General features: G+C 58.7%; 18 protein-coding genes and 1 tRNA gene. 15 read left to right on the top strand and 4 right to left on the bottom strand.

Annotated elements, in window-relative coordinates:
• Window positions 1–1118 precede the first annotated feature (1118 nt).
• From VJU77_11105 to VJU77_11095, 3 genes are all read left to right on the top strand, one after another.
• Entirely contained in the window at window positions 1119–1532 is a 414-nt protein-coding gene (locus VJU77_11105; GenBank protein HKP03891.1) for a hypothetical protein, read from the top strand.
• A gap of 76 nt (window positions 1533–1608) precedes the next feature.
• The gene (locus tag VJU77_11100) at window positions 1609–2421 is read left to right on the top strand and encodes a hypothetical protein (GenBank protein HKP03890.1); all 813 of its coding nucleotides are present in this window, start codon (window positions 1609–1611) and stop codon (window positions 2419–2421) included.
• A gap of 67 nt (window positions 2422–2488) precedes the next feature.
• Window positions 2489–2950 (top strand): hypothetical protein, encoded by a 462-nt coding sequence (locus VJU77_11095; GenBank protein HKP03889.1) that lies wholly within the window; start codon window positions 2489–2491, stop codon window positions 2948–2950.
• Between the two features lie 549 nt (window positions 2951–3499).
• Here the strand turns inward: VJU77_11095 and VJU77_11090 are convergent.
• Both VJU77_11090 and thrC read right to left on the bottom strand, forming a co-directional pair.
• The gene (locus VJU77_11090) at window positions 3500–4747 is read right to left on the bottom strand and encodes an aspartate kinase (GenBank protein HKP03888.1); all 1248 of its coding nucleotides are present in this window, start codon (window positions 4745–4747) and stop codon (window positions 3500–3502) included.
• A gap of 181 nt (window positions 4748–4928) precedes the next feature.
• Window positions 4929–6035 (bottom strand): threonine synthase, encoded by a 1107-nt coding sequence (gene thrC, locus VJU77_11085; GenBank protein HKP03887.1) that lies wholly within the window; start codon window positions 6033–6035, stop codon window positions 4929–4931.
• A 340-nt stretch (window positions 6036–6375) separates the two neighbouring features.
• Between thrC and VJU77_11080 the strand changes: the two genes are divergently transcribed.
• The 4 genes from VJU77_11080 to VJU77_11065 all read left to right on the top strand — a co-directional run bounded on the left by VJU77_11080 (window position 6376) and on the right by VJU77_11065 (window position 12327).
• A tRNA-OTHER gene (locus tag VJU77_11080) sits at window positions 6376–6463 on the top strand.
• Window positions 6464–6593: 130 nt separating this feature from the next.
• Window positions 6594–9794: a thiamine pyrophosphate-dependent enzyme gene (locus tag VJU77_11075; protein HKP03886.1), complete on the top strand. Its 3201-nt coding sequence runs from the start codon at window positions 6594–6596 to the stop codon at window positions 9792–9794.
• A 219-nt stretch (window positions 9795–10013) separates the two neighbouring features.
• On the top strand, window positions 10014–10427 hold the full coding sequence (locus VJU77_11070) for a hypothetical protein (GenBank protein ID HKP03885.1): 414 nt from the start codon (window positions 10014–10016) through the stop codon (window positions 10425–10427).
• Between the two features lie 61 nt (window positions 10428–10488).
• The gene (locus tag VJU77_11065; GenBank protein HKP03884.1) at window positions 10489–12327 is read left to right on the top strand and encodes a hypothetical protein; all 1839 of its coding nucleotides are present in this window, start codon (window positions 10489–10491) and stop codon (window positions 12325–12327) included.
• A gap of 23 nt (window positions 12328–12350) precedes the next feature.
• On the opposite strand, the gene VJU77_11060 is transcribed toward VJU77_11065, so the two are convergent.
• Complete coding sequence (locus tag VJU77_11060) at window positions 12351–14168, bottom strand: DUF885 domain-containing protein (GenBank protein ID HKP03883.1); 1818 nt, start codon at window positions 14166–14168, stop codon at window positions 12351–12353.
• 439 nt (window positions 14169–14607) lie between these two features.
• On the opposite strand from VJU77_11060, the gene VJU77_11055 reads away from it, so the two are divergent.
• From VJU77_11055 to VJU77_11035, 5 genes are all read left to right on the top strand, one after another.
• Window positions 14608–15096, top strand: coding sequence for a secretin N-terminal domain-containing protein (locus VJU77_11055; protein HKP03882.1), 489 nt, complete (start codon window positions 14608–14610; stop codon window positions 15094–15096).
• A 68-nt stretch (window positions 15097–15164) separates the two neighbouring features.
• A complete protein-coding gene (locus VJU77_11050; GenBank protein HKP03881.1) occupies window positions 15165–15653 on the top strand; it encodes a hypothetical protein in 489 nt (162 codons plus the stop codon).
• Between the two features lie 885 nt (window positions 15654–16538).
• Complete coding sequence (locus tag VJU77_11045) at window positions 16539–17363, top strand: isocitrate lyase/phosphoenolpyruvate mutase family protein (protein ID HKP03880.1); 825 nt, start codon at window positions 16539–16541, stop codon at window positions 17361–17363.
• A 37-nt stretch (window positions 17364–17400) separates the two neighbouring features.
• Window positions 17401–17958, top strand: coding sequence for a hypothetical protein (locus VJU77_11040; GenBank protein ID HKP03879.1), 558 nt, complete (start codon window positions 17401–17403; stop codon window positions 17956–17958).
• 125 nt (window positions 17959–18083) lie between these two features.
• On the top strand, window positions 18084–18491 hold the full coding sequence (locus VJU77_11035) for a hypothetical protein (protein HKP03878.1): 408 nt from the start codon (window positions 18084–18086) through the stop codon (window positions 18489–18491).
• 69 nt (window positions 18492–18560) lie between these two features.
• On the opposite strand, the gene VJU77_11030 is transcribed toward VJU77_11035, so the two are convergent.
• Entirely contained in the window at window positions 18561–19241 is a 681-nt protein-coding gene (locus VJU77_11030; GenBank protein HKP03877.1) for a metal-dependent hydrolase, read from the bottom strand.
• 177 nt (window positions 19242–19418) lie between these two features.
• On the opposite strand from VJU77_11030, the gene dinB reads away from it, so the two are divergent.
• The 3 genes from dinB (at window position 19419) to VJU77_11015 (ending at window position 23472) form a co-directional block, all read left to right on the top strand.
• Window positions 19419–20477 carry a DNA polymerase IV gene (gene dinB / locus VJU77_11025; GenBank protein HKP03876.1) on the top strand — a complete coding sequence of 353 codons (1059 nt, stop codon included), beginning with the start codon at window positions 19419–19421 and terminating at the stop codon, window positions 20475–20477.
• Between the two features lie 151 nt (window positions 20478–20628).
• Window positions 20629–21504 carry a rhodanese-related sulfurtransferase gene (locus tag VJU77_11020; protein ID HKP03875.1) on the top strand — a complete coding sequence of 292 codons (876 nt, stop codon included), beginning with the start codon at window positions 20629–20631 and terminating at the stop codon, window positions 21502–21504.
• A 15-nt stretch (window positions 21505–21519) separates the two neighbouring features.
• Window positions 21520–23472, top strand: coding sequence for a tetratricopeptide repeat protein (locus tag VJU77_11015; protein ID HKP03874.1), 1953 nt, complete (start codon window positions 21520–21522; stop codon window positions 23470–23472).
• Window positions 23473–23482 lie beyond the last annotated feature (10 nt).

Here is a 23482-nt window from a genome sequence, read left to right as displayed (position 1 = left end):
CGCAGCGAGCGTTACGCTATCACAAATCCGTCAGTCTCTACTCTCTTGAGCCTCTAGGCATAGGACCAGTGCCTGGCGTTGAAACGAGCGCCGGTCTTCCTTCACATAACATTCTGGGGTTCGTCCTGCTTGATTCGAGCCAGGCGGAAATGGCAATATCCGCGTTGAAGGCGGCAATTGCCGCCGCTGAGCACAAGGGTGCCAGTTGCTTTTTCCCGCGCCACGCGCTTCGAGTGACGACGGAGACAAAGACATATGATTTCCTGATCTGCTACGAATGCGATCGGCTTGACGTTTTGGTGGGCGACACGGCCGTAGGCTCAATTGGGGCCCGCGGATCATCCGAGGTCCTTGATAACTTGTTGAGAACTGCCCACATCCCGTTAGCCAAGAGGCAGGATTAAGCAGAGGAGCAAAATCGCGAGGCTCCATAACAAGCATACGGAATCAGCACCAACCCCAATGTATTTCATATGACATATAGCAACGTGTCTTGTGCGCCCACCCCAGTGATAGGCGAAAAATTGTTCGCCTTTTAAGGCGAACATTCGTCTAATTCTAGTTAGGTGGCATGTTGCCCTTAAGTCTCTCGAATGAACGCTTTTGATCTTGGCGCGGTGGCCTTGTTTGGCGGTTTCGGGTTGTGGTGGATTCTTTTGCCAGGCACTGTCGTCCGCTTCTATTCGTGGTTTCATCGTGGCCGAGTGAAGATGCCCTCAAGACTCGTGATTCGTTTCATAGGAATCGGCTGGCTGATACTCTTCGGCTCAGTCATGCTTTTCGGCAGATCGCATTCCACATGAGCACTTACTCCGTGGACAGTTTGCCGCCTAACCAGATTAGATGAGAAGGCAGCGAGAGCCTGAGCGTTGCGCGCTCGGGTAAACTCGACGCCTATGAAGCAAGAAAAGAAGCAAAAAACTATCGGCTTGGATCTGGGAGAGAAGCGACACCGGTTTTGTGTGCTGGATGGCAAAGGGGAAGTGATCGAGGAAGGCAGTCTGAACAACGATCGAGGGTCGCTACTATTGGTGTTGGGGTGCCTATCGTTATGGAAATTCATAATTCGGCCTTTGCGAAAATCGGAGGTATGGACGCTGCTTTTGGGTCTGTGATCCATGCCGGACAAACCAAATTTTGAGCGTCCAAGAGACGAGGCCCGTGCTCTTTGGCGAAGCTGTCTAAGTCGAGCCTGGATCGAATTTGAACAAGCGATACCCGAAGAGGAACGCCGGAAGCTTGCTCGCCTTCCACTGCGGCAATGTACTGATTTTCTAAGCGTCTTAGGAGCCGCCACGTCGCCAGACGCGGTGCGACAAGCCATAGCAGCCCATCCAGAAGCGGCACTAAGGGTTTTGAATTTCGCGACAATGCTGGATGAGCATTACGAACAACATCCAGATCAGTTTTACCAAGTAAAGATTGGCAAGCTGGTTGACCCGAGAAATTCGCCGATGCAGTTCTTTGCTGCTTCCGTGCAGGACACACTGGAGAGGTACGCAGAGATTCACGAGCCGCTACCACCGCAATAGATAGTCCCTTTGGGAAACGAAATAGCGCGAATTCGCGGAACAGGCCGGGACGCTGTTCTCAGCGCCTCAGCCAGCGGTGCAAATTGCGCCGGGCGAAGCGCTGGCCGAATACATGGACCGCGAGTTTCGCGACCTGCCGTGCTCCCGCATCGAAATGGATGAGCAATGGCAGTATGTCGGCTGCCATGCCGGACGGATGAAGAAATCGCCGCACATCTGGGAGCGGGAACGGCATCCGAATCGCGGCGATTTCTGGCTGTGGGCCTGCATTGACGCGGACACGAAGCTGGTTTTCTCCCACAAGATCGGGAAGCGGGACAGCAATACGGGCCGGGATTTCGTTGGCGATGTGCGGGAGCGCGTGAAAGGGCCGGTGCAGATCGCGACCGACAATTTTCTGCGCTATCCGTGGCTGATTCGCGAAGCGTTCGGTTACGAGGGTTTCACTTTCGGAATGGAAACAAAGGTATTCGGCGAGCCTGAAATGCTGGACGGCACGCTGGCACGTCTTGGAAAGAACGAGGGCGTTCGCAAGATGGTGACGGTGAGCCGGGAACCAGTAATCGGCTCGCCGGACTTAGGCAGCCTCACGACTTCGCACATTGAGCGCGTCTTCCTGACCGTCCGGCAGGAATTGAAGCGCTTCCAACGGAAGGGGCTTGGCTACTCGAAGGACCTGGAAATGCACAAGGCAGCCGTGGCGCTGCATTTCGGCATCTACAACCTTGTTCGAGTTCACAAGACGCTAGGGACCACGCCAGCGGTCGCGGCTGGCGTGGAATTGGAACGTTGGAGTTTAGAACGGGTCGTGGACCTGACGGCGGATTTCCTTCGCCGGAAAGAAGATGCTAAATTCGAGGCAGCATTCGCTGACCTTGAATCCGCCTAACCTACCGTCCCCGATATTTCGGGTTGATAAAAAGACAGCAGCGCTTCGGCAAATCGAAAGCGCGATCATGCTGTGGTTCCAGACCGCCGAAAGCGTATCGATTCACACGCTCGCCGTAGCCGCGAACGACTGTTATCGCGCGATGGGGAGGCATAAAGGGGCAGCTCCCACCTTGGTCAAGAAGTGGTTCGACGGCCAGACGCCGCCAGTCCAACAGGCGCTGCTCTATGCCCAAAACTTTTTTAAGCACGGTTTCAAAGACCTACTCGGCGAAGCGCGGTATTCGCCCCTGTACGGCGAAATGCTGATCTTGGAATCGGCCTCAATTCACGAGTCGCTCTACGGCCAAATGACACCGCTAATGCTCTCGTTCACTGTGCGTTTCATCGCCGAAAACCCACATATCGTCAGCCGGGGGACACAAAACCGCGTTGGCGAGGTCATCGACTCGCAACTCCTTCAAGGCATCAACGTGATGATATCACGAAGCTTGATCGGCGCGCTTTTCTCGGGACGGTCATACCGTTGATCGAGCGAAAGTTGCGGGACCGGTCGGCAGGTAGTGGAATCGCTCATATAGAATCTCCATAACCATATAGCAGCAACACCCTACTATTTCATATGACATATATTGTATGATGTAATGGAAGGAATGGTTTGGGATTGCCTGTAGCGTAGAATCCCCTCAACGGGCTCAAGTTCGCCAGCCGCAAAGGGCGGCACCGGCCGGTCTATCGTCTTCGAAACGACGGCTACCCGGATGGTCCGGGACATAAGGTAAACCAAGGAGCGGCGCTTTCCGAACCGCCGGAATTCCGTCGGCGGGCTCCGCCGCGGTCGGCCGTTGGGTCGGATAACGAATGAGAATTCCAACGCGCTATCGGTCAATACTCGCTCGTCGGGCAAATTTCGGGTCTGCGCGTTATTGGCGATTGTCGGCGGTGCAGACACCGCCGCTCCTTGAGGCTATTCGTCCAGCTTAACGGTCACGCCATAAAGACCTTCATATTGTTCTCACGCACTTTCCGGAATACAATTTATAACTGCTTGCGACGGGCATCAGGACCAGATTCGCCCGTCATTCGTCCTCGGCCGCAGGTTCTGAGGGCGTGAATCGGGACAGGCCGAACTCCTGGTGGGTCAGTTGGGCGGCCCGGTCGGCGTCTTTTCCGTCGATGATTACCGCGATCTTGATTTCGGAGGTCGAGATAAGCTGGATATTGATCCCACCCTTGCCCAGGCAATCGAACAGCCGCGCGGCCACGCCGGAATGCGACCGCATCCCGATCCCGACCACGCTGAGCTTGGCCACGCCGCTGGTGGTGATCAAACCCGCCGCCCGGACTTCCTTCACCACGGGTTCCAGGAGTTTCGTCGCGGCGTCCAAGTCGTTTTCGTGAATGGTAAAGGAAATATCGGTCGTGCCGTGCTTGGAAACGCTCTGGACGATCATGTCCACGATGATATTCCCGCTCGAGATCACCGAGAAAATCCGGCTCGCGACCCCCGGCTCATCCCGGACATCGTCCACCGTGACCTTGGCCTGGTGCCGCTCGACGCTGATTCCGCGGATGACCACATCCTCCATATTCGCGGTTTCCTCCTTCGCGATCGTGCCCGGGTCGGTCTTGAAACTGGAGCGAACTTCGAATTCGACCCCGAATTTTTTGGCGAATTCGACGGCGCGCGATTGCATGACCTTTGAGCCGGCGCCGGCCATTTCGAGGAGCTCGTCGTAGGCAACTTCGTCGAGTTTCTTTGCATCCAGGACCACCCGGGGATCGCAGGTGAAAACGCCATCGACGTCGGTAAAAATCTGGCAGGCATCGGCGTTTAACGCTCCGGCGAGCGCGATCGCGGTCAGGTCGGAGCCGCCGCGGCCGAGCGTGGTGGTTTCGCCCTCGGCGTTCTGTCCCTGAAACCCGGCCACAACGACGATGTAATCATCGGCCAGGAGGGCGTGGATTTGTCGCGGAGAAATGTTGGCGATCTTGGCCCGGGTATGGGCGCGATCGGTCAGGATGCCGGCTTCCGCGCCCGTGAGGGAAATCGCTTTCCCGCCCAGGGCGTTGACGGCCATGGCGGTGAGCGCGATCGCGGCCTGTTCGCCGGTGGCGAGCAAGGTGTCGAGCTCGCGCTCGCTTGGCTGGGGTGAAGTTTCCCGCGCCAGTTTGATCAGGTTGTCGGTGACGCCGGCCATCGCGGAAATCACCGCGACGACGCGGCAACCTTCCCGCTGCGTTTCGAGCAATCGGCGCGCGACATTCCGGATCCGCTCGGCAGAACCGACCGATGTGCCGCCGTATTTCTGGACGATCAGGCGCATGGCAAAGCCGGGCCAGGATGAAGGCGAGGAATCACGGCGGATGGTCTCGCGTATGTGGGCCGGCTGTCAACCCGCGAAGGTTTTGGAGACGGCCTGCCCCCAGGCCGTTGGGACCTGCGATGTAACCGTTGAGAGCCTGCGCTGGGTTACCCCCAACGGCTCGGCGGCGAGCCGTCTCCACCTAAAAGCCAATCGCGTCGAGAACAGCGCGCTCATTTGCGGCGACTGTAGTCAGGGCGCTTGTCTGATTCGCCATCGCTTCGGGATCTTTCAAGCCGTGGCCGGTCACCGTGCAAACGATCCGGCTTTCCTCGGGTATTTGCGAAAAGGTATACGCGGGATTTCGCTTCGGCTCGCAACACTTGAACAACCCCGCGATTGGCGCGGCGCTGGCCGGCTCGACAAAAATCCCCTCGTTCCTCGCCAGCCATTGTTGCGCGGCGAGAATCTCTTCGTCGGTCACGATATCCACTGCGCCCCTGGAATCGGCGACGGCCTGTGACGCCGCTTTCCAGCTGGCCGGATTGCCGATCCGGATCGCGGACGCGATCGTTTCCGGGTTCTCGATGGCGCGCCCGTGAAAAATTGGGGCAGCGCCGGCAGCCTGGAAACCGAGCATGGCGGGCAGCGTCGTTGATTTGCCCGCGTTCTGATATTCCCGGTAACCGGCCCAATACGCCGTGAGGTTCCCGGCGTTGCCCAGCGGGAGAAGATGGAAATTGGGCGCGTTGCCGAGTTCATCCACGATTTCGAAGGCGGCGGTTTTTTGGCCGGCGATGCGGTCGGGATTGATCGAGTTCACGATCGCGAAATCCGCCCGCTCGCCCAGTTTCCGGACGATGAGGAGGGCGTCGTCGAAGTTGCCGTCGATCGCGATCACTTTAGCGCCGTAGGCAAAGGCCTGGAGCAACTTACCGCTGGCGATTTTTCCCGCCGGCAAAACGACCACGCAACGAAGGCCGGCGCGAGCGGCATAGGCGGCCGCCGAGGCGGAGGTGTTGCCGGTCGATGCGCAAATGAGCGCAGCCGCTCCGCGCTCCGCGGCTTTGGAAACGGCGACGGTCATTCCGCGATCCTTGAAGGAGCAGGTCGGGTTGAGGCCTTCGTATTTCAAATGGACTTCGCAGCCGCGCCCGACGATGGCGCTGAGCCGGGGCGAGAAGATGAGCGGCGTCCCGCCTTCGCCTAACGAGACGATCGGGGTTGCGTCCGTGACGGGAAGAAACTCGCGGTATCGGGCGATTACTCCCCTGCCCCGGTTCGGCATGATTTCCGGCGACTTGTTCACTCGAAGAACAAGTGTCGCAAGCCGCTGTCTTTTACAAGGAGCGGCGGTTCAAAACCGCCGAATCGTCTTGTCCAGCGGCCTCGCTCCGGGGTGGTGTCCTATTTATTGGGGCATGACAAAGCCCAGCGCGCGTACGCGTGGCAATATCGAGACGACGACGACAAAACCAAGACCGTCGCCGTCCTAGAAATTCCGCCAGTGGATTCACCGCAGACCGCCGTCAAAGTGGCGATTGCCGCCGCTTCACGGCAGCAATAGTCAATTCTTTTCTTTAGAATTTTCTAATTTAGAAAAAAGAAAAAAATTGCGAACTGAAGTCGGGTCTCTTCTCGTGGAAGAGGCCCGTTTAGTAGAATGGAAAGAACGCCGCCAATCCGTGCCAGCGGAAACCTATGGCGGAGATGCAGGTTCGAGTCCTGCGGCGGGCGCGTCAATTTCAAATTAGGACACTACCCGCTTCGGAAAAAAGACGGCGATTTCAAATCGCCGCTCCTTGGTTTGTCGCGACGCGAAACGCGAGTTGCCGCGCTTCGCTGGAGAGTTGAGTATTTGGGCGAAATGCCCGCCTTGACCAAAAAAGATAAGCTGCGCCTCCTCACGATCCTGCTCGAGAGCCGGCACGGCGATCTGCGCGAGCAAAACCTAAACCGCCAGGGCAAAGGCCATTTCCATGTCTCCGGCATGGGCCACGAAGGCCTGGCTGCGCTCGGGATTGCGATGACGCAGGGTGATTACGTTGTGCCCTATTATCGCGACCGCGGCCTCGTTCTCGGACGGGGGGTCGCGTCGAGCGAGTTGGCCCTGGATTATTTTGCCAAACGCAAGGGCCAGAGCCACGGCCGGCAAATGCCGTCGCATTACAGTTATGCATCCCGCGGGATCTGGAGCGTCCCCACTCCGACCGGTTCGCAGCTGCTGCCAGCGTGCGGCATCGCCTGGGGAATCCAGCTCGATAAGAAAGAAAATGTGGTCGTTACCACCGTGGGCGACGCCGCCACGCGCCAGGGCGATTTTTTTGAGGCGGTTTGTTTTGCCAAAGAACGCAAGCTGCCGGTGCTTTTCGTCGTCGAGGACAACAAATACGGAATCAGCAGCCCGACGCGCAAGATCAACCCGCGCGCTCTCGATGTTCTTCAACCTAACGACTGGAAGGAAATCGACGGGAGCGACATCCAGCAGATTTACGACGAAGGCACGAAAGCTTTCGAGTCGATGCGCGCTGGCAACGGGCCCGTCTTTTTCTGGGTCAACATGGAACGGCTTTCCAGCCACACAAGTTCCGACGACCAGAAACTTTACCGGACCGCGGAAGAACTGGCCGAATGCGAGAAGTGCGACCCGCTGCGCTCCTGGAGCGAGCGCCTGATCGCCGAGGGCGTGCTCACGGCGGACGAATACACAAATCTCGACAAGGAGATCAAGGAACGGATCCGCAACGAATTCGCGGAGGCCGAGCGCGCCGAAGATCCGTCAGCGGACGAGCTGAATGTCCAGGTCACGGCAGAACTGCCGCAGCTCGATGACGAAGTTTTGCCCGCGGGCAAATACCGGATCGGCGACACGGTTAACAAAACGCTCCGGCTCGGGCTCGAGAAGAATCCCGCTCGCATCATCTTTGGCGAGGATGTGGAGGATCCGAAGGGCGGCGTTTTCCGTCTTACCCAAAAACTTTCGACCGAATTTCCGAAACAGGTTTACAACTCGCCCCTGGCCGAATCGACGATTCTGGGCGTCGCCTGTGGCCTGGCCTCGTATGGGAAGCGGCCGGTCTTCGAGCTGCAATTCATCGACTTCATTGGGCCGGGCTGGAACCAGCTCGTGACGAATCTTTCCACGCTGCGCTGGCGCTCGTACGGCTCGTGGACCTGTCCGGTTGTGATCTATGCGCCTTACGGAGCGTATTTGCCGGGCGGCAGCCTTTGGCACAGCCAGGCGAATGAAGCGGCGCTCGCCCATTATCCGGGAATCAACGTCGCCATTCCGAGCACGCCGGAGGATGCCGCCGGTCTCCTGTGGACGGCGATGCATTGCGAAGATCCGACCTTCGTCCTGATCCCGAAGCATCTTCTCTGGGCCGAACACGAATCCGCCGAGCCGGTCCTCGCGGTCCCGTTGGGCGTGGCGCGGAAACGCGCCAGCGGGTCCCAGGTCACGCTGGTGGCCTGGGGAAACACGGTCGAGAAATCGCTCGAAGCGCTCCAGGAAATCGGCGACGAAATCAGTGTCGATCTGCTTGATCTGCGTTCGATCGTTCCGTGGGATCGCGCCGCGATCGAGGAATCGGTGGCGCGCACTGGCCGGCTCGTGATTGTCCAGGAGGACAGCGAAAATTGCAGCGTCGGCCAGATGATTGTCTCGCATCTGGCTGGTGTCCCGGAGATTTGGAGCGAGCTGATCGCGCCGCCAATTCTCGTAAGCAAAACGAATGTCATGATCGGCTACAACCCGATTTACGAATATGCCGCGCTCCCCGATGTGAAACGCATCGTCGCCGCGCTAAGGCGATCGATCTCCATGGAGACGGCACGTTTGGAGACGGCACGCCCCCGTGCCGTGGGGTCTGTCGAATCTGCCGTCGAATCTGCGGTTCCAGCTGAATCCCAACGGCCCGATGGCGGGCCGTCTCCAAGCGGGCCGTCTCCAAGCGGGCCGTCGTTATCAAAAAAGCCTGCTGAGAGCGCCGATCCCGGCTACAACAAGAGAATGCGGGCACAAAAGATCACGATCCCGATCATGGGCGAAGGCATTCGCAACGCCAAGGTCGTCACGCTCCTGAAAAAGCCGGGCGACAAGATCGAGCTCGACGATCCGCTTTGCGAAGTGGAGACCGACAAGGCGGTTTACCCGATCGAGTCCTCTTTCGCCGGGACGATGGGCGAATGGAAAACGCAGGTCGGCGACACCGTCGAGATTGGACAGGAGATCGGCGAAATCCTCGCGGAGGGTGATTCGTTCGCCGAGCAATTCGAAACGGCCGCGGAAGCCTCGCCGCAACAGAAGGCGAACGGCGCTGAAGATGAATCGATGCGGCGAGAGGTAGCTCCGCCCGTTCGGGAGATGAAGAAGCAGGTCCCGTCGAGAGAAACGATCGAGCCGGCACTTTCCCCGACGATTGTCCGGCGGCTTGGACGCGTCGTCCCGGCAAACCTGCAGATCGACGCCCGCTGGGACGCGATTCGGAGCGCGCGCGAAAAGGCCAAGATGGAAGAAGGCAAGAATGCCGCTTCGCCCTCCGTGATGGTGGCTTGGTCGGTCGTTAGGGCAATGGAGAAGCACGCTCCGTTTCGCCGCATTATTTTGGACGACGATCGCATCGTCGAGAACGACGAATTCGATCTCGGCATTGCCGTCGCAATCGACGGCGACCGGTTGGCGACCGCGGTGGTGACGAAGGCGAACACGCGCGATTGGCCCGATTTTGTGAAGCGCTACAACGAAACTGTCGCGGAGACCCGCGAAGGGCGAGTCGATGCGATGAACGCGCCGTTGGTCATCAGCAGTTTGGGCGCATTCGGTGTCCGGGCCGCGGCGCCGATTGTGGTGCCGCCATCCGTGGGCACCCTCTTCGTTGGTTCCGCCCATTACGAAGCGATTGGCGATGGAAGGAAGACCGAGCCCGCCGAAGTCATCACCCTATCCCTGACCTTCGATCACAGAGTTGTGAATGGCGCCGGCGCCGCCAATTTTGTCCACGAGATCAAAGGATTGATCGAGAATTTCGCGATACCGGCTGCGACGAAGACATCGGCTGGAAAATAACCGGCGTTTTGCGCGGGTTGTCAGGCTCTGGCGTCCTGGTGGGACTCGGACGACGTTTGACGGGGTGCCTCGATTCCGCAGCGCTTCGCTCGGGATGACGTGACACTTGCTGGTCGCGAATTGTCTTGACCACGCTGGCGGCTTAATCGTACTCGAAAAGCAATCAGCCGCGAGGTTCGACCTCCCAGGCTCACCTAGCCCTAACCCGAGGACCTACCCATGCCCGATTCTTCCACCACAGTTGTTCCTGGCGGACCGAAAGTCTGCAAACCGTTTCTTCTCGACGTAATGGTTTTTAGTCCCGAATCGGGATTTAAGTTTAACGTCAGCGTCGAACGCGACTGCACTCCCACGGCGGATGCTATTTGGAAGCTCGTCTTCGATCTCTCGAAGGTCGAGGCGGGACAACCCGACGTGCTGCTGGTTCATGTCTCCTTTACCTCAGGCACGCCAGTCGAACAGCAAAGCTTGCAAACGATGGCAGCGCAAGGTGTCACGCAGCCTCAGGCCGACCAACTGGTGAGCAACGTCTATCCGGCGGCCAAAGCCATCGTCGGTGACCAGAATCCGACGGACGCGCAGAAGCAGGCCATTCATGATGCGATGAGTCAGGTAGTGAACGTGAGCGTGTGACCTGATTAAACCTCAGGAATTCGTCGCCGCCGGGAACTCGAAAACGTCTTCGGACGCGTTTGTGAAAATCTCTCCTCGGTTAACCGGCTCGCCGCCGCCCGGGGCAGGACTTTCCTTGTTCCTGCTTATTTTCGTCCTGGGGCATTGGTGCGCGGGCCAGGATGCGGCGCCGGTCAGCCTCGACTTTGGCCCGGCGGAAAATGCGGTCCGGCGAAGCGATCGTGAACAAACCGCGGGCGCATCACGCCGCGCCGTTTACGATTTGCGCGTTCGGTCTGTTACCGTTGAGGGGCGTTGGATGGCGCAGATCAAATTACCGTTGGCCGCCGGCGATATCTTGACGCCTGAAAAGTTGTCCGACGCCCTGAATGCCCTAAGGCTCGCGATCACTTCGAATGCGAACACCAGCCTTGGGTTACGCTCGAAGGGTGAAGTGGGCATCCTATACATCACGGTCGACTACGACACGTCGGCGGCGGACGGAACCGTGGGCGTAATCTTTCGACCCTACTACGTGGATATTTCGCTCGTGGAGGTCGGCAACAATGTGCTGCCAATCCCGCGCTCGCCCTGGGCCACGATCTATAAAAATGTGCCCGAGGCCCTGCGCGCCTTTAATCCGATAGCGAGTCTTTCGTATGACCGCGCATTTGGCACAGCCGTTTCCGCGAGCATCGATACAGACCTCGTTTCCCTGTTCGGAATGAGCGATTCGTTTGGACTGACTCATAAAATCGACCTGCGGGCCGAGGGCACGAAATCGCTCGAGGAAGCATTCTATCGGTCTAACGCCGGTTTTTCCTACACGTTCAACAACCGGAGTTCTGCCCTCGAAGAATTCACCTTCTCGACTGGCTTCGACGCGATCAAGGAACCGCTGGGAACCGGTGAGCATACGGGCGAAGCGGTCTCGGCCGTTCTCGGCCTGAAATCCAAGCTCGCGCCGAATACTCATTTTTATGCGAACGCCGGTTATCGCCGCAGCAGCGACAGCTTCGTCGACGGCGAAACGTTAGCGAAGACAAACCAGGATGCGGACGAACAGACCGCGCGTCTTCTTTTGGATACCATCCCGCCCACGATCACCGGTTTCTTTCGCGCGGCCCTTTGGGAGGAAAGCGCGTGGCAAACCGGTAGCTCCTACCAGCGGTTGGTGTTGCGGCTTGGTTACGAAAAAGAGATCGCGGTCGCTCCGAATCAAACCATCGGAATCGAAGTCGTGGCCGGAGGCGGGCGCACGTTCGGGGACGTCCCCGCTTACGCGAGGTTTTTCGGCGGCAACGCGCCGGGCCAGTTCCTTTATGATAGCGCCACCGGAAGCACGCTGATGAATATGCCGGCCGGCCCGGTAATTCGCAGCCTTGGAGAAAACGAAGCGCATCTTCGAAACGGCTCGAGCACTTTTGGAGGCGAGACGTTCTGGAATGTGAACCTCAACGTAACCATTCCAATTCCGCGCTGGTCGATGCCGCTGATTCCAAACGAAGACACCGACATCCCCGACCTCAATGGCAATCCGGTTACCCTCAAACAGCTGCTCCGAAGGCAAATCGACGTCACCGGCCCGAGCCTGCTGGCGGCAACGCTGCAACAACAAGGCTTGACCGCGGACCAGGCTGCCCGGCGCGCGAAAGAGATTCTGGCAGAAGTAACGCCGGCCACCCACTTCATCATCGATGAGGCAAACCTCTACGCGATCAAACCCCTCCTCATGTTCGACGCGGCCGGTTTGTCCGGGCCCGCCGGGAGCAACGAAACCTGGTTTGCCGCAGGCGCCGGAATTCAGCTTACGGTTGTGACCGCCAAGTTTGAAGCCGGCTATTTGCGCACGATTTCCGGACCGACGTTTGGCGACAAGGGCAACGTGTTCGTTCGCCTCGTTTTTCAGAATCTATTCTGATCAGCGCCGAAGTCTTGGAGAAGCTACTTCGTCCGCTGGATGTAATTGCTGATCTGCTCCTCGAGAATTTCGAGCGGCAACGCGCCGTTCTTCAAGACCACATCATGGAACTGGCGCTGGTCGAACTTCGCTCCGAGCTCCGTTTGCGCGCGCTTTCGTAATTCCTGGATTTTGAGCATGCCCACTTTGTAGGCGCACGCCTGGCCCGGATTTACGATGTAGCGCTCGATCTCGGCGGTCACTTCCTTTTCGCCCATGCCGGTCTTCTCGCGCATGTAATCGATCGCCTGCTGCCGCGGCCAGCGCTTCGCGTGAATCCCCGTGTCCACTACCAGCCGGACCGCGCGGAAAAGTTCCGCCTGCAGCCGCCCAAGATCGCCGAATGGGTTTCCCTCGTACCAGCCCGCCTCCTTGGCGAGCCACTCGGTGTAAAGCGCCCAGCCTTCCTGGTAGGCCGTGAACGGAATGAGTTTCCGGAACTGCGGCAGCCCCTTCAATTCCTGCGCTGTCGCGATTTGCCAATGATGTCCGGGAACGCCTTCGTGGTAAGCTAGGGTCGGCATCGACCATTTCGGGATTTCGCTCAAATCGCGCAGGTTCGCGTAGAAAACACCGGGGCGCGTGCCGTCCATCGCCGCCCCCTGATAATAGGCGCCGGGAGAGGTCGCTTGTTTGAATTCCGGCACGCGGCGCACTTCCACCTTCGCCTTCGGCACGGTCAGGAATAAGAGTTTCGACCGTTCGATCGCGTCGGAGATCAGGCGCGTATACTCGGCCAGCGCATCCTGGCGGCCCTGGTCGTCGTTCGGGAAATGAGACTTCGGATCTTTGGTGAGCTCGTCGATCGCCTGGCCAATCGGGCGGCCGGCAAACCCGTTCGCATCGAGAATGGCGCGCATCTCCTCTTCGATTCGCGCCACTTCGCGCAGGCCGAGATCGTGGACCTCGTCGGGTTTCAGCGTCGTGGTGGTGTTCTTGCGCAGGGCGTAAGCATAAAACGCATCGCCATCCGGCAGCTTCCAGACGCCATCGTCCGTGGTGGTCTTCGGCAGAACGCTATTGAAATAATCGATCAACTTTTTGTAAGCCGGGTAAACCTGATTGGTCACCGCCGTTTCCACTCGCGTTTGAAAATCGGCGCGCTGCGCGTCAGTCAGTTCTTTGATCTTGGCGGCGCGCTCCCTGAAGGAAGTGGCGAGAATATTTTGCGCGGCCGGTTGGGCCACGAAACTGCTCATCTCGGCGAGGACCTTCTCGACCACAAAACGCGGCGGCAGAATCTGCCTTTGTTCGCGCGCCTTCAGGCTTTCCAGCAATTGATCGAACTTCGTCCCGACGGCGCCGAGCCGCTGGAGGTAATACTCGCAATCCCGCGGGGCGAGGAGCCGATGCTGGCCGGCCATGAATGAGGGGAACTCGCTCTGGACACCGAAAAGCTGGTTCACCGGGTAATTGTGCCACTGATACTTTTCGCCCTCGAGCTCGCGGCTGATGTACCAATCGAGAATGTGAGTGGAAAGCCGCTGCGACGGCGTCTGGCGATCGATCGAATAAGCGCGGAGATCGGCCAGGTTCTGTTTCGCGCGATCGAAATAGCGTTGCTGATGCGCCGGCGAGGCGTCGCCGAGTTTGCCATTGTGGCTGGTAATTCCGAACTGTTCGACCAAGCCGAGCGACGAGAGGAGCTCCGGCTCTTCGAAAAGCACCTGCGCGAATACCTTTTGGTAAAAGAGGTTCAAGCTCCACGGACGGAACCAGATCAGATTGACCAAAAAGATGGCCGCCACGAGGATTAGCAGCGCCACGATCCGCAGCGTCCATTTCAAGATACGTCTGAACATCCGCGACACAGTTGACCGGGGCGCCCTCGCCCGGTCAATCCAAACTTCGTGACAAGGTGAGAACCACCGGGCCCGGACTTCACTCTCAAGCTCATCGCCTTGAAAGCGAACACAATCACCGTAGTTTGGAAGAACTCTTGGACTCCCCGATTTTCCCTGCACGATGAAGTTCCGTGTACGATGTGAGCAAACCCGGGCCGGCACTCGTTTGCCTTTTTATCGATGCAATCGCGGACCTTATTATCGATTCGGGATACGCCGTGCGCGAAAGGCGCTTACGGCCATAGCCCTATTATCGGTTTCGGCATTCGGTCAAACGCCATCCCCCGAGCGAGGGCCTTCCGCGGCGAAGCCGCCGATCGATCGCCCGCCGCCTCCGGCCGTGTCAACAATCGAGCGACGAGTGCCTCGGGACACTTCGAATCCTTGCCAGCCTCTCGTGGTCGTTTCTGACGTCCTTGCGCAATACGCTTCGCTTACTCACTGGAAGATCATCAAAGACAATTTCGTGGAAGGGAAGATCTGTCTGGACGACATCTCCAAATTCCCATCGGAGAAGGCAGTGGAAATTATTGAACGCACCCTCTTTTCAAACGGATACGCGATTACACAAATTGATGCCGATATTGTCGAAATCACCGGATTCGGCAGGAGCCCACGCACGATCGGCATTCCAGTTATTAGAGACGCCAAAGCTTTGCCGGCCCATGAGCGCCTTGTCTCATTCATCTTCAGGTTCAAGCATCGGGATGCCGTGGAGACGGGACAGCTTTTCGGACAGTATCTTTCTCCTCCCCAGGCTTGGACCCAATCTTTGGCGGACCCAAAGAGCAATACGCTCGTGGTGACTGAGCGCACGAGTGTTATTCGAAAACTTATCGATATCGTAAAGGAGTTGGATGTTCCAGATCAGAAGAAACAGCCTTAAGCACGTTCTCGGCAGAAACGGCAAGATTTCACTGGCGTCGGGGCCTTTTTCGGGTTGAATTTCCGGCCATGACGAAGCGCGTTCTTTTCGCGGTGGCGGGATTTCTCGGGTTTTGCCTCCCTGTCGGCGCTCAGCAGCTGTCGGGACCGGAGCGACTCCTTCTGGGCGGGAGCGCGCTGGATTATACCCAGTCGCCGTGGATCTCCCTGGAAAATCGCGACCGTTTTCTTTTCTCGACCGCCTTCGGATCCATGCGGCCATCGGAGAATTATCTCCCTCCCTTCGATCCGTCCGAAAAGCTGAGCTACTCCGCGCCGAGAACGCTGAACGACAAGAATCCAGTCGACAACATTGTCGAACTGACGGCCCCGAGCCGTTTTTATTACGGCGGCGAAATCGGTTTCCTCTACGGGAAATCGACCGGCAAATATGGCCGGGAAGATTTTTCATCCTACATCCTCGGCACGATCGGGAATGACAAATTCCAGCTCACGGCGGGTTTCCTGCACCAGGAAACGACGTTAAATTACCAGCCGCGTCGGATCATCCAGCGGTAAGAATTGCGGGATCTAATTGGGATTGCGCGACGAGCCATTGCTCTTCTGTAAGCGCCTTGCTTTGCCCCGGCGAGCGGCCCAGTCCCGGAGGGACGCCGGAGTAAAGCTCGGAGTGGAGCGAAGCGGAACTCCGGGGCCGAATTCACCATTCAACCAGCCCCGAAAGGGGCGGCGGATCGAAACTCGGCGCACGTGACCACGCCGGGGCTCCGTCACCCCTTGCAGGGGTTTTTCCATTTGTTTGCCGTGTAGTCCCGGAGTTCGCTGGGCTCACTCCGGGCTCTAATTCCTTCGCGCCTCCGGCGCTGATCGAAGACTTTTATTACGGCGGCGAAATGGGGTTTCTCTACGGGAAATCGCCGGCAAATATGGCCGGGAAGATTTTTCATCCTACATCCTCGGCACAATTGGGAATGACAAATTCCAGCTCACGGCGGGGTTTCTCCATCAGGAAACGACGTTAAATTATCAGCGCCGGATCCAGCGGTAAGAATTGCGGGATCTAATTGGGATTCCGCGACGAGCCATTGCTCTTCTGTAAGCTCCTTGCTTTGCCCCGGCGAGCGGCCCAGTCCCGGAGGGACGCCGGAATAAAGCCCGGAGTTCAGCGCAGCGGAACTCCGGGGCCTTTGTTTCAACAAAACCAGCCCCGGGAACGGGGCGGCGGATCGGAGGCACAGGTGACGTCGCGGCGATTTTAGAAATTCCGTCACCCCTTGCAGGGGTTTGCCTGTTCGTTGCCGGCGTTCCCGGAGTTCGCTTTGCTCACTCCGGGCTTTATTCCTCCGCGCCTCCGGCGCTCGAGAAGACCACGCCGGGGAGCCGGAACGGACTTTGGGAGCGAGATCCTTGAGTCCACGGATCGAGATACGGTAGAATCGTCCCGTGCCGAGCATCACCGAGCGTCGACGAGCGTTTCGAGAGCTGCATCAAAGCGGCTGTTTCGCCCTTCCGAATCCGTGGGACATCGGGAGCGCGCTTTATCTCCAGCACCTCGGATTCAAGGCGATCGCGACGAGTTCGGCAGGCTTCGCATTCTCGCGGGGGCTGCCGGATAACGGCGTGCCGCGCGACATGATGATCGAGCACATCCGCGAATTGGTCGAAGCGACTCAGATTCCGGTGAATGCCGACTTCGAGAATGGCTATGCAGATGAGCCGGACGGAGTTTTCGCGAATGTCCGGCTTGGGGTGGAAACCGGCGTCGCCGGTTTGTCGATCGAGGATTCGACCGGGAAGAAAGAGAAGCCGCTTTACGAAATCGGCCACGCAGTGGAACGCATCCGGGCCGCGCGGGAAGCAATCGGCGATAGCGGAGTAATGCTGGTGGGCCGCGCGGAATGTTTTCTCGTTGGCCAGGCCAAGATCGACGAAGCCATCCGTCGTCTGACGGCCTACGCGGAGGCGGGGGCCGACTGCCTTTACGCGCCGGGCCTCCGGACGCGCGAACAGATTTCTGCGGTCGTGAAAGCCTTGGCGCCGAAGCCGGTCAATGTTCTGGTGAGCGGACCGATGGGGCTGACGATGGATGATTGCGCCGCGCTGGGGGTGCGGCGGGTGAGCGTTGGCTCCGGCCTCGCGCGCGCCGCGTGGGGTGGCTTTATTTCGGCCGCGGCGGAATTGGCAAGAACGGGAGGCTTCGATGGCTTCGCGAAGGCAACACCCCACTCGGAGTTGCAGCAGTTCTTCCTGGCCGAGACAGAGAGATGACTGCACCCATGGAACAAGCGATGCTTGTCCAGGAGTCATGCGTATCCTTCCCAAGGAGACCCCCACGCCGCGGTTGCTGACTTCTCTGGTCCCAGAATCCAGGCAAGAGATCGCGCGGAGCGCGCCCTCAAACCGAGAATTTTCTCCTCACCACGCCTCGTTTTTTTCGGGGAACGGTCGAGCCATTCTTTTTGGCCTTCTCATCGGGGCAGTGGCGTTTTCGACGGTGGGCATTCTTTATAGCCGGCACCGGGTAGCCGCTCAGGATGGGGAAGCGCAGCGTAAGCTTGTGCCCGCCGCGACCCATAGCGTCTCTTCTTCTCAGCATCCGGAGGCGAGCCCGGCGCCGATCCTGGTCCAGGTGCACGCCGATTTGATTCACGTGACCGCGATTTCGTTAGGTCATCCCCGCCTGGCGATCATCAACAATCAGCAGGTAAGCGAAGGGGCGTTGCTCACTCTGCATACCCCCACGGCCTCGGTGGCCCTTACCCTGAGAGTGCTGAAAATTGGCGATGGGCGCATTGAATTGAGTGATGGCACACAGACGATCGTGGCTCGCCTGGAATTGCCGAATCCGCATACCCGGCGCTGACCGCGGGACGCTTCAACCAGGCTCTCCCGAGCGGAGAAGAAACGGCAACGGTCGAATTTTTTTACAGAAGAACGCAACTTCGCCAACTCTTCCGGGTTATCTCCTCACAGTTAGAAAGAACAAAAATGAAACTAAGACAGATGACTCTCACGGCCACTTGCCTCGCCCTGCTGGCCACAATTTCAATCGCCGGTGCGCAGGACGGGAAAGGTCCCGATTCGAAACGTCAGGACTGGCAGAACCACCGCCATCACAAATGGGGCAACTCGATGGAACGGATGACCAAGGCGCTGGATCTGACCCCGGATCAGCAGGCGAAAATCCAGCCCATTCTTGATCAGGCGAAGCCGCAGATCATCGCGGCCCGCAAGGAAGGGATGGATAAGGTAAAAGCGATTCGGGACAACACCCAGGCGCAGATTCGCCCGCTGTTGACGCCGGTGCAGCAGCAAAAGTTCGACGCGATAAAAAAGGCGCGGGAAGACATGCGCAAGGCACGCCAGGAAATGCGCGAAGCGCTGAAGGAATCGTAATAGGATTGGGTTGACGGAAAGGGGCGGCGGCGATTGTTGAGATCGCCGCCGTCTTTGCTTTTTGACGGCCTAAATGTCGATCGTCTCGCCGATGGCAGGCAGGAGCAATTCTTTCCCGGCGGATTGGGCCGCGGCCCGGGCCGCTTCGTGGTCGATCTTGATCGGCGGGAAAGTGTCATAATGCACGCCGACGAATTTCGAAACGCCGGTGAAATCGGCGGCGCGCAACGCGTCATCGATTCCCATGGTAAAGAAATCGCCAATCGGGAATACCGCGAAACGTAGCCTGGTCGATTCGCCAATAAGCCGCATGTCACAGGTCAGCGCGGTGTCGCCGGAGTAATAAAAATTTCCGTCGCTGGATTCGACCACGAAGCCACAGGGGTTGCCCCCGTAGGACCCGTCCGGCATCGAGCTGCTGTGAATGGCGCTGGTCAGCTTGACCCGGCCAAAGCCGGTTTTCGCCGCGCCACCGTGATTCATCGCCTGGACATTCTTCACGCCTTTCCCTTCGAACCAGCTGCCCACTTCGTAAGGAGCGATCACCGTTGCGCCCGTCCGATTCGCTACCGCCACGACATCCGCGACATGATCGCCGTGCCCGTGCGACACCAGGATGAAATCGGCGCCGACCTTGTCGAGATCGATTTTCTTCGCGAGCGGGTTTGGAGAAATAAACGGATCGAAAAGGAGAATCTTTCCGCCCGCCTGGACGGAGAAGCAGGCATGGCCGTAGTAGGTGAACTTCATGAGGATACATCACGGAGCCGTGAATTTTTTCAAGGAGCGTGACCTTTTGGGTAGGAACGCAGCGCTGCGGCGTCCGCTAATGAGCGAATCTTGATTACGCTGGCGGACGGCGCAGCGCGCCGTCCCTACCCAAGACGGCGGTTTCAAACCGCCGCTCCTTGAGGCAACATATCCAGCGTGGCGCCAGACAAAACTCCCCGCGAGATCATCCATCTCGACATGGATTGCTTTTACGCGGCGATCGAGGTGCGCGACCAACCGGCCTTGAGAGGAAAGCCGGTCGGAGTCGGCGGCGCGCGCGACCGGCGCGGAGTGCTGACCACCTGCAACTATGAGGCGCGGAAGTTCGGGGTGCGTTCGGCGATGCCCACGTTCATGGCGTTGCAACGCTGCCCCAACCTCATCATTCTCCCGACCCGGTTCGACGTTTACCGGAAAGAATCGGCCGCGATTCGCGAAATCCTGTATCGCTTCACGCCGCTCGTCGAACCGCTCTCGCTCGACGAAGCCTACCTCGACGTGACGGCGCACCCGGGCGCTCCGGGCCCGCTGGCTCAGGTCATTCGCGGCCTGATCTTTCGCAAAACGAAACTGACGGCGTCAGCCGGGATCGGGCCGAACAAGCTCGTGGCGAAAATTGCGAGCGACCTGAAAAAGCCGAATGGCCAGGTGGAAGTGAAGCCGGAGGAGGTGCCGGCCTTCATGGCGAAGTTGCCGGTCCGCAAGCTGTGGGGAATCGGCGAGGTCACCGAGCAAAAACTCGATAAACTCGGGATCGCGACCTGCGGGGACATGCAACGCCTTTCCCGAGTCGCGTTGCAGGAGCATTTCGGGAAATTTGGGATAGAACTCTACGATCTCTGCCGGGGGATCGATGACCGACCCGTCGAGCCGGACCGCGAACGGAAGTCGCTCAGCAACGAGGAAACGTTCTCGACCGATCTCGAAACGCTGACCGAGTGCGAGGAGAAGCTGCCGGAATTGTTCGAAGAACTGATGGCCGACCTCGACCAAAAGGAATCGAGCCGCGCCGTGACGAAGATATTCGTGAAACTTAAGTTTCACGATTTTACCCGGACGACGATTGAGCGCGCCGGTCTCCCACCGACGTTGGACCAATTTCAGATCTTGCTGGCGGAGGCGTTTGCGCGGACCAGGAAAAGTGTGCGGCTGATCGGACTCGGAGTGCGATTTGCCAGCGTTGAGGTGCCGGATTCACAGCTGACGTTGCTCTAGCGAGCCCGGCGTCGCCGGAGCTCCGCCCTCCAAATAAACGCTTCGGAAAGCTCACGCGAAGGGCACGAAGGCCACAACGTGATCTAAATTCTAAAATCCCTTTGTGTCCTTCGTGGACTTTGTGCGAGATCATTCCCTGCAACGACCCCAAATGTATCCAGTCATTCTCTTCTATCAGTTCGTCGAAGTCCGGGACCCGGAGGTCCTGGCTAGCCAGCAACGGACGCTCTGCGCTTCCCTCGGGCTGAAGGGCCGGATCATCATCGCGACCGAGGGAATCAACGGGACGCTGGCGGGGCCGGCCGACGGAATCAATCAATACGTCGCGGCTCTCAAGACAGACGCGCGTTTTAGCGACATCGAGATCAAAGTCAGCGCGGGCGACGCCGGGACCTTCCCAAAGCTGGTGGTGAAAGTGCGGCCGGAGATCGTGACCCTAAACGCGGGCCCGCTTCCGCCCGACCGAGAAAATCACCTGAGCCCAGCGGAGTGGAAACGGATGATGGAAGAAAACCCCGACACTGTGCTGCTCGACATTCGCAATCGATTTGAATCAGCGGCGGGACGATTTGCGAACGCGATCGCATGCGACATCGAACATTTCCGTGAGCTGCCTGGCTACGTGAATCGGTTGGAGGGTTTGAAGGACAAAACCGTCCTGATGTATTGCACAGGTGGGATTCGCTGCGAAAAAGCTTCCACCCTTTTCAAGCGAGCAGGATTCAACAGCGTCTTTCAACTCCACGGCGGGATCGCGGCCTACCAGGAACAATTCGGGAACGACCATTGGCAGGGTGAATGTTTCGTGTTCGACCAGCGAATGACGGTGCGCGTCGAAGAAGGATTGATTCAGATCGGCCAATGCGCACACTCCGGGCGAATGAGCAGCCGGTTCGTCAATTGCCTGCACGATCCCTGTCACAAATTATTTATTTTGTCGGCCGAAGCGGAAGCGGAGAATCCGGACCACCGGCTCTGCCCGGAATGTTTGACGGCTGGAATCACCTTTGAGACGGCGGACTACTGAGACCGGGACCAAGACGTGGCGAAAAAGAATAAAGCCAGGCGGGCAGCTCAGCGCTGGGAGAAAAGTATCAAGGTGGCCTCGGCGCCGCGGGAACCGCGCAGCCTGGGGACCGAGCTGTGGTGGCTGCTCCCGGCTCTGGTGCTTGGTTTCCTGATTTACGCGAACACGCTGAACGGCGAATTCGTTTATGACGATTTGCGCCAGATCGTGCGCAACACGCTAATCCAGGATGGCTCGCAGTTTTGGCGGGCCCTCACCTCCGACGTGTGGGCGTTCAAGGGAGGCGACCAGGCGGCCAGCAACTATTGGCGGCCCTCCTATGTCCTTTGGATGATTATTAATTTTCGGTGCTTTGGACTCGCGCCTTTTGGCTGGCACCTAACCAACATCCTGTTGCATGTCGGAGTCGTCGCGCTGCTCTTCGCGCTCTTGCGGCGCCTGGATGTTTCGCGGCCAATCGCGGGCGGCATCGCGCTGATCTTTGCCGTCCATCCGGTCCATACCGAATCGGTCGCATGGATTTCGGGAACACCGGATCTGATCCTGGCGGCGGCGCTGCTCGGTTCGATTTGGTTTGTTCTTCTGCTGAGTGAGAAAGCGACTCCGTTCCGATGGGCTGCGGCCATTGGGCTCTATGCGGTGGCGCTTGGCGCCAAGGAGGTCGCGATTCTGTTTCCGCTCGTTGTCCTTGTGCTGCCGCGCGGCGGACGCGAGCAGGGAGAGAAAGAAATTCCGTGGAGCCCGGCGATCTCGATTGCCTGGCCGTTTGCGGCGCTCGCCCTCGTTTACCTTGTCATCCGACAATTGATCCTGGGGACCGCGCAGCAATTACCGGAAGGCGGCGCGAGCCTGGGTGAAACCATCCTCAGCGTCCCGGCCGTGTTCGCTTTCTATCTGCGACAGATGATCGCTCCGTATTGGATCGGGCCCTCCTATCCATTGCGCGCGGTCACCAGCCTTGGACTGCTCAATTTTGTCGTGCCGCTCGTCGTCTCGGCCGTGGCCGGGTGGTGGATGGTCCGAATGGCCGGGCGAACCAGAATCGCGAGAATCGGGTTGGCCCTGCTTTTGGTGCCGCTTCTCCCAGCCATGTACATCGCGGCGTTCCATCCTGAACAGTTGGTGCACGACCGCTATCTCTATCTTCCCCTGCTTGGTTTCTTGATGCTTGTAATTCCCGTCCTCGCCTCCTTGCTCGAGCGCGTGGCAGGCGAAGCCGCGAAGCGCGGACCGATGTTGATTTTCGTTTTCGCGGTCGTCGTCGCGGTGCCGCTCGGCGCGCAAACCCTCAGATATAATCAGGCGTGGACGGCGAATCTGGCTCTCTGGGAATGGGGCGTGCGCTCCGATCCAAACTCGGCCTTCAATTACCAGCAGTACGGGGTCAAGTTGCAGGAAGCCAAAAAGCTGGCGGATTCGGTCGCGGCTTTCGACAAGTCGATCGCGATCCGCCCCATGGACGCAACCATCGTGTCGCGCGCCACGACCTTGATTGATCTCCAGCGATTCGCTGAAGCCGAACGCGATTTACGCGGGGTGACGGCCAAGCAGACGGCGGAAGTAAATGCGTACACGATGTACCAAGCCTACGAACGTCTCGCGGTTTCGCTTTCCCAGCAGAACAAACTGGATGAAGCCGCCGCGGCAATTGGGGAAGCGCGCCGGCGTTTGCCGCAGTACATCGCCGCATTAACCGAAAAGCTGGCGGTCATTCTGTATCAAGGGGGCCGCAAGAATGACGCGCTGAATGAGCTGAACGCCGTGCGGGCGCAGGGACACTCGGAAACCCTGCCAGAATCGCGCCTGATCTTTTACCGGATGGGGTTGTTGAACCAGGAATTGGGACACCCGCAGGAAGCGCGGGCGGCTTTTCAGGAATTTCTGTCGGTCACTCGCGGGATACTCACGCCGGAAATCGAGCAAGCCCGATCGCAATCAGAGGCGGCGTTGCGTAGTTCGGGGCGCTAGAAGCATTCTG

The sequence above is a fragment of the Chthoniobacterales bacterium genome (assembly GCA_035274845.1).
In the GTDB taxonomy this organism is placed as follows: Bacteria; Verrucomicrobiota; Verrucomicrobiia; order Chthoniobacterales; family UBA10450; genus AV80.
The sequence above is the reverse complement of the archived record's forward strand: the minus strand, read 5'-3'. Positions and strand labels throughout refer to the sequence as shown.